Raw genomic sequence first — 6630 nt, forward strand, 5'->3', positions numbered from 1 at the left:
GAGTCAATTCTCCCTTGGGACCCCTGCGCCTAGACTACGGCTTGAACAGCGACGGCGACAGCCGCATTCAGTTTGGCATTGGGGAGAAATTCTAGGGATTATGGATAGGAGACAGGAAATAGGAGGACAAGGGAGACAAGATGGAAGGAGTGAGGAGCGAGGAGCGAGGAGTGAGGGAAAAGCAAGGGAAACAAGGAGGACAAGGGGAACAAGGAGGTAGGGGAGCAGAGGAGAAACTTCCGATCTGCTCTAAATTCCAAATTCCGAATTCTCCTCACTCCTCACAGCACACGCTCGCAGGTACGATAAGCCAATCGGGAGTAGGATTGCATAGTGGAGAGACCAGCCAAGTTCGCATTTTACCCGCCGCAGTGGGGGAAGGACGCTATTTTGTGCGGGTCGACTTGCCAACTCAGCCCCGAATTCCTGCTTGCGTTGGAGCAGTTAGTCAAACCGTACTTTCAACGCAGCTCGAAGCCGGAGCAGCATCCGTTCGCACCGTAGAACATTTGCTAGCAGCCTTAGCAGGTAGTGGAGTTGATAATGCCAGGATTGAAATTGACGCGGCAGAAGTACCGTTGTTAGACGGTTCGGCTCGGATTTGGGCAGAGGCGATCGCCAAAGTAGGGCGCTCGTCTGTGCCAGCGCCTACTCTTGTCCCCCAACTACTAGAACCCGTTTGGGTACGCGAAGGCGATACTTTTGTCGCAGCTTTGCCCGCACCAGAAACCCGCTTTACTTACGGAATTGACTTTGAGACTGCGGCGATCGGCAATCAGTGGCATAGTTGGACGTATAATACATCTACATTTGCGGCAGAAATTGCCCCAGCACGCACTTTCGGTTTGGCAACCCAGATCGAATTCTTGCGATCGCAAGGGTTAATTAAAGGTGGAAGTCTTGAAAATGCTATTGTTTGTACCCCCCAATCGTGGCTGAATCCACCATTGAGATTTGCAAATGAACCAGCACGTCATAAAATTTTAGATTTAGTGGGAGATTTGTGCTTACTGGGGACATTCCCCAACGCTCATTTCCTTGCTTATAAAGCAAGCCACAAACTACACGTTCAACTTGCCCAACTGCTGGAGCAAAAAATGAAATCATGAAGTTGGAAGTCGGAAGTCGGAAGTCGGAAGTTGAAAGCAATAACTCCCCTGCTCCCTGCTCCCTAATCCCTTCTCTTCACAGCCCCGATCTTTGAGAAATTCAGCCATGTCAACCCTGATCCAAGTCAATTCCCCAGATTCTCCTGCTAGCGATGATGCTAATCTTCAGCATCTCGATCGTCAAACTGAAGTTACTCCTACCCCAGAGAAAACAACCCTCACAGTCGAGCAAATTCATGCACTTTTGCCTCATCGCTATCCTTTTGCCCTCGTAGATAGAATTATTGATTACATCCCAGGGAAAAGAGCGGTTGGAATCAAAAATGTGACTTTCAACGAACCTCATTTTCAGGGACATTTTCCCCAAAGACCATTGATGCCTGGAGTTTTGATTGTAGAAGCTATGGCACAAGTCGGTGGAGTCGTGTTAACTCAAATGCAAGAAATGGACGGCAATTTGTTTGTGTTTGCTGGCATGGATAAAGTCAGGTTTCGGCGACAAGTAACTCCAGGAGATCAGTTGGTGATGACAGTGGAACTGTTGTGGGTAAAGCGTCGTCGTTTTGGGAGAATGCAAGCCCGTGCTGAAGTTGACGGTCAACTGGCAGCAGAAGGCGAATTACTCTTTTCCCTTGTAGAGTAATTCGGCAGAAGTCAGAAGTCAGAAGTCAAAAGTCAAAAGGCATTTTCCCTGCTCCCTGCCCTCTGCTCCCTTTCTTCACTGACAACTGATTTTCTAGCGCCTCGATTGGAGATGCATCCTTGAAAACACTCATTCATCATACTGCTGCAATCCATCCAGGGGCAGAACTACACCCGACCGTAGAAGTAGGTCCCTACGCGGTTATTGGTCGGGAAGTCAAAGTTGGTCCCGAAACTACCATTGGCGCTCATGTTGTGTTGGAGGGACCAACAGACATTGGGGCGAGAAATCAAATTTTTCCTGGAGCGGCAATCGGGCTGGAACCACAAGACCTTAAGTACGATGGCGGTTCCTCAATGGTAAAAATTGGCGACGGCAATCGTATCCGCGAGTACGTCACCATCAACCGCGCCACTCGTACCGGAGAAGCCACGATTATAGGTAACAATAACTTGTTAATGGCTTATGCTCATGTAGGTCATAACTGTATTATTGAAGACTCTGTGACGATCGCCAATAGCGTAGCTCTAGCCGGTCATATCCACATTGAATCGCGCGCCACAATCAGTGGAGTCTTGGGCGTACATCAATTCGTCCATATTGGAAGACTAGCAATGGTGGGTGGTATGAGTCGGATCGCTAGGGACGTGCCACCCTATGTGTTAGTAGAAGGCAATCCAGCACGAGTGCGATCGCTCAACATTGTAGGAATTAGACGCGCCGGTATTGCCCAAGCAGAACAAGGGCAAGTCTATCGTTCCTTGAAAAAAGCTTTTCGCATTCTTTATCGTTCCGATCTAACTCTCGGTCAAGCTTTGGAACAATTAGAGCTAATTGCAGATAACGAACACGTACAACATCTGTTGCAATTTTTGCGAATGTCCCAAATGAAACCCAGGCGCGGTTCCATTCCTGGGCGACAATTGCCCAACGGTGATGAGGAAATATGTTAGGCAAAGTCAAAAGTCAAAAGTCAAAAGTCAAAACGTAATTAATAACTAACAACCAACAACTAACAACTTATCAAATGACAAATGACAAATGACAAATGACAAATGACTACAGAATTTTCATTAGTACGGGCGAAGTTTCGGGCGATCTTCAAGGAGCTTTACTTGTAGAAGCATTGCACCGTCAAAGCCGCGATCGCAATCTGCCTCTAGAAATTGTTGCCTTGGGAGGCGATCGCATGGCAGCAGCTGGCGCTCGTCTTTTGGCTAATACTGCTAGCATTGGCTCTGTTGGTACTGTCTGGGAAGCAATCCCATTTGTCTTACCTACCCTCAAAATTCAAACCCAAACTAAACAGTATCTCCAACAACATCCACCCGATCTTGTCGTACTCATAGACTATGCCGGACCCAATCTGGCTTTAGGCAGCTACATCCGGCAAACTTTTCCCCAAGTTCCAATCGTGTATTTTATTGCTCCCCAAATGTGGGTCTGGTGGTCTAATCGGGGAGAAATCGATCGCTTAGTCAAGATGACGGATCGGTTGTTGGCAATATTTCCCGCAGAAGCCATTTATTTTAAACGCTTGGGCGTGTCAGTTACTTGGGTAGGGCATCCTCTACTCGATCGCGTGCAGGCAGCACCTAGTCGCGAAATAGCAAGGGCTAAGCTAGGTATTGCACCAGAGGCTTTGAGCATAGCGTTAATTCCTGCCTCTCGTCACCAAGAATTAAAATATCTGCTGCCAGCAATGTTTCAAGCAGCAAAAGCAATTCAGGCAAAACTACCACAAGTACGTTTTTGGATTCCCCTATCTTTAGAAATCTATCGCCAACCGATCGCCCAAGCAGTACGAGATTACGGCTTACAAGCAACTATACTTTCCGGTCAAACTTTAGAGGCGATCGCGGCAGCTGACTTAGCAATTACTAAATCTGGCACGGTCAATCTAGAAATTGCCTTGTTAGACGTGCCGCAAGTCGTAATTTATCGCGTCAGTCAATTTACAGCGTGGATCGCCCGCAACCTCCTTAAAATTAACTTACCCTTGATTTCGCCACCGAACTTAGTTGTCGATCGCGAGATCGTCCCAGAGTTACTTCAAGATCGAGCCACACCGGAAAATATTACCCAACAAGCTTTAGACTTGCTGCTCAACCCAACTCGCCGCCAGCAAGTTTTGACAGACTATCAGCAAATGCGATCGCTTCTAGGAGAAACAGGCGTAGGCGATCGGGCTGCTACAGAAATATTACAAATGTTGTTAGCTAGAAGTCGGGAGTCGGGAGTCGGGAGTCGGGAGTCGGGAGGATAAGAGGACAGGGGGGACAAGGAAGACAAGGGAGATCGCTCTCGAAAATTCTCCCTTGTCTCCTCCCACACTTCCCACACTTCCCACACTTCCCACACTTCCCACACCCTTTTCTTCGCTACTCACGACTCACTTTCTACTCATATCTAGCTGATTGTGCCAGAATCGGTGGCGATAAGGTATTGGCAATCGGTGAAAGCAAGAAAGTTTATGGTTTATGGCTATGACTGGCGATCCTGAAATGTTGTTAGAGGCAACAAAAACAGCACTGCAACAAGAAGATTATCAAGGGGCGATCGCTCATTTAGAAATCCTCTGTCAGACAGAAAATATTTCCGTCACCGAGCAACAAACTCAGTTAGCTAGCCCTGACAGCGACATCGATTATCTAATAGCTCTTTGCCGATTCTTAACCCAAAGTAGCAACAGTTCTCAAATTCGAGATTGGGCAACTCATTTAAGCACTGAATTGTCTGCTATAGCTATTGAGAATAGGGAGCAGGGAAGAGAGCTGAGGAGGCTGAGGGAGAGAATACTACGAACCCCACATTCTACAGCCCACACGCCACATCTTTCTTCCTTCACTACTCCCTGCTCCCTGCTAAGTGCTCCCTTTCGACAAGCACAACGAGCGCAACGCTGGCAGCCATTACCAACTGTTAATTTGATTCCATTTTGGTTGTTACAGTGCGGTAGCGCGATCGCTCTATTTTGGTCGATCCAACAACTCATTGAGTTGGCGATGGGATTGACTAACGATTTATTGGTAAAACTCCCCTATCTAGAACCGTTTCAACCGTTCTATCACGACCATACTACCAAGATCGCATTCGTATTGGTGCTGTTGCTAGCCCTATCCCCTTGGTTGATAGATGGGTTACTAAGATGGTGGCACGGGCTTCAACACCTATCTCTGGAAACTTTGGAAATTTCTAGCCCAGAAGCTAGCAGGCTGCTACAGCGCTCTTGTCGTCAGCACCACTATCGTTTACCTCAGTTGCGCGTGCTACCTACAGCCGTGCCTCTTATTTTCACTTATGGCAACCTGCGCCGCACGGCAAGAATAGTCGTAAGTCAAGGTCTGCTAGAGCAACTCGCAGATGATGAAATTGCCGCTATCTATGCAACACAATTAGGGCAGATAGCTAATTGGGATTTTATCGTTTTATCTCAATTTATATTAGTTACTCAGTTACCCTACATAACCTATTCCCAGTTGTCACAGTGGGGCAACAAGATATCGAATAAAACGCTACAAGCCTTTATCGCGATCGCCGCTAACTTTGCTTATGGAGTGTGGTTGCTTCTGCGTTTACCTGCGTTTTGGCTCTCTCAGTTACGCATATACTACAGCGATCGCCTTGCCGCAGAATTAACTGGCAATCCTAACGCCCTCAGTCGCGCCATACTCAAAATTGCCCGTGGTGTGGCTCAAGATATTCAACAGCAAGGACATACCAGTTGGTTGCTAGAAGGTTGGGACTTACTCACAATTATCAGCTACAAACAAGCGATCGCCCTGAGCAATCTACATTCATTACCTGAATTAGAGGCAGCTTTAGCCTGGGACTGCATGAATCCTTTGCGCTACTGGCTCAGCATCAATCAAACTCATCCCTCAATTGGCGATCGCCTCCAACGCCTGAATCGAATTGCCCATAACTGGCGCTTGGATACTGAATTAAATTTACGAGTGAGTCGGGAGTCGGGAGTCGGGAGTCGTTGGGGGACAAGGGGAACAAGGAAGCTGGGGGAAAACAATCTCGCACCACTCACCACACCCTACACCCCACACCCCACACCCTTCTTTCTTCACGACTCACTGCTATTACAAGTTTCTCCTTACTTGGGAATTCTCCTCGGTGCTGCTTTTAGCGGTTTCATGTGGCTGATTGGATGGCTCGGCGGTTACTGGTTGGGTAATCCTTACTTAGCTTGGATGTGGGGCGATTGGTGGATCGTGCGCGGTAGCTTGGCGATTGGCTTGAGCCTCGGTATTTTTCTGCGGCTAAATGCTTTATTTCCAGAAACAAAGTCTACCAGCTTACTAAATCGTCCCAATCTTGCCGAGCTGTTGTCTAATCCCTATTTATTACCAGTTGTCCCGCAGCCTCTCCGCCTCCAAGGTAAGTTGTTAGGACGGCGCGGTATTGGCAACTGGTTCGGACAAGATTTACTGCTGCACTTACCAACTGGCTTAGTCAAGCTGCATTATGCTTCTTGGCTGGGACCCCTCGGCTGTCTTTTGCTTAGACCCTCTACCGACCCTATCGATTTAATTGGAAGGCATGTTATCTTAACAGGCTGGTTCCGCCGTGGGGCTACGGCTTGGATCGATATTGAAACATTGCGCACTCAAGCTGGTAAAACCAGTAACAGCAGCCATCAGGGTTGGTCGCTCGCACTGGCGATCGCTGCTACTATCTGGGGCGTTTACGTGATTGTCAAGGGAGGCAGTTATTAGTTGTCAGGCAGCAGCGAACAGCGATCGGTGACCGATCGCCGATTACAATCTTCTTACCTCTTATCTTTTGGTCAATGTAAAGATTAATTGCAACAATTCGGTTTAATGTGTTACATTTATTTACATAAACAACTAAAGTCCAGACATGGCT

Annotated in this window: 6 protein-coding genes; all 6 read left to right on the top strand. The window is 47.7% G+C overall.

The window, feature by feature from the left end; genetic code table 11:
• Nucleotides 1-95 (top strand): BamA/TamA family outer membrane protein (locus ACRC32_RS04100; protein WP_438552785.1); only part of this gene is annotated, 95 nt, incomplete at its 5' end.
• A 165-nt stretch (nt 96-260) separates the two neighbouring features.
• Nucleotides 261-1109: a UDP-3-O-acyl-N-acetylglucosamine deacetylase gene (lpxC, locus tag ACRC32_RS04105; protein ID WP_438552786.1), complete on the top strand. Its 849-nt coding sequence runs from the start codon at nt 261-263 to the stop codon at nt 1107-1109.
• Nucleotides 1110-1215: 106 nt separating this feature from the next.
• Entirely contained in the window at nt 1216-1752 is a 537-nt protein-coding gene (gene fabZ, locus ACRC32_RS04110; protein ID WP_438552781.1) for a 3-hydroxyacyl-ACP dehydratase FabZ, read from the top strand.
• A gap of 119 nt (nt 1753-1871) precedes the next feature.
• Nucleotides 1872-2705 carry an acyl-ACP--UDP-N-acetylglucosamine O-acyltransferase gene (lpxA, locus tag ACRC32_RS04115; protein WP_438552782.1) on the top strand — a complete coding sequence of 278 codons (834 nt, stop codon included), beginning with the start codon at nt 1872-1874 and terminating at the stop codon, nt 2703-2705.
• Nucleotides 2706-2800: 95 nt separating this feature from the next.
• Complete coding sequence (gene lpxB / locus ACRC32_RS04120; protein WP_438552783.1) at nt 2801-4018, top strand: lipid-A-disaccharide synthase; 1218 nt, start codon at nt 2801-2803, stop codon at nt 4016-4018.
• Between the two features lie 214 nt (nt 4019-4232).
• The gene (locus tag ACRC32_RS04125; RefSeq protein ID WP_438552784.1) at nt 4233-6479 is read left to right on the top strand and encodes a M48 family metallopeptidase; all 2247 of its coding nucleotides are present in this window, start codon (nt 4233-4235) and stop codon (nt 6477-6479) included.
• The last annotated feature ends 151 nt before the right edge of the window (nt 6480-6630 follow it).

It is taken from the genome of Chroococcidiopsis sp. (assembly GCF_051657925.1).
Taxonomy (GTDB): Bacteria; Cyanobacteriota; Cyanobacteriia; order Cyanobacteriales; family Chroococcidiopsidaceae; genus Chroococcidiopsis.

What these genes read in the sequence shown, in the direction of transcription:
- lpxB (WP_438552783.1), top strand. Translation starts at nt 2,801, where the DNA reads ATGACAAATGACTACAGAATTTTCATTAGTACGGGCGAAGTTTCGGGC.
- fabZ (WP_438552781.1), top strand. Translation starts at nt 1,216, where the DNA reads ATGTCAACCCTGATCCAAGTCAATTCCCCAGATTCTCCTGCTAGCGAT.
- ACRC32_RS04125 (WP_438552784.1), top strand. Translation starts at nt 4,233, where the DNA reads ATGGCTATGACTGGCGATCCTGAAATGTTGTTAGAGGCAACAAAAACA.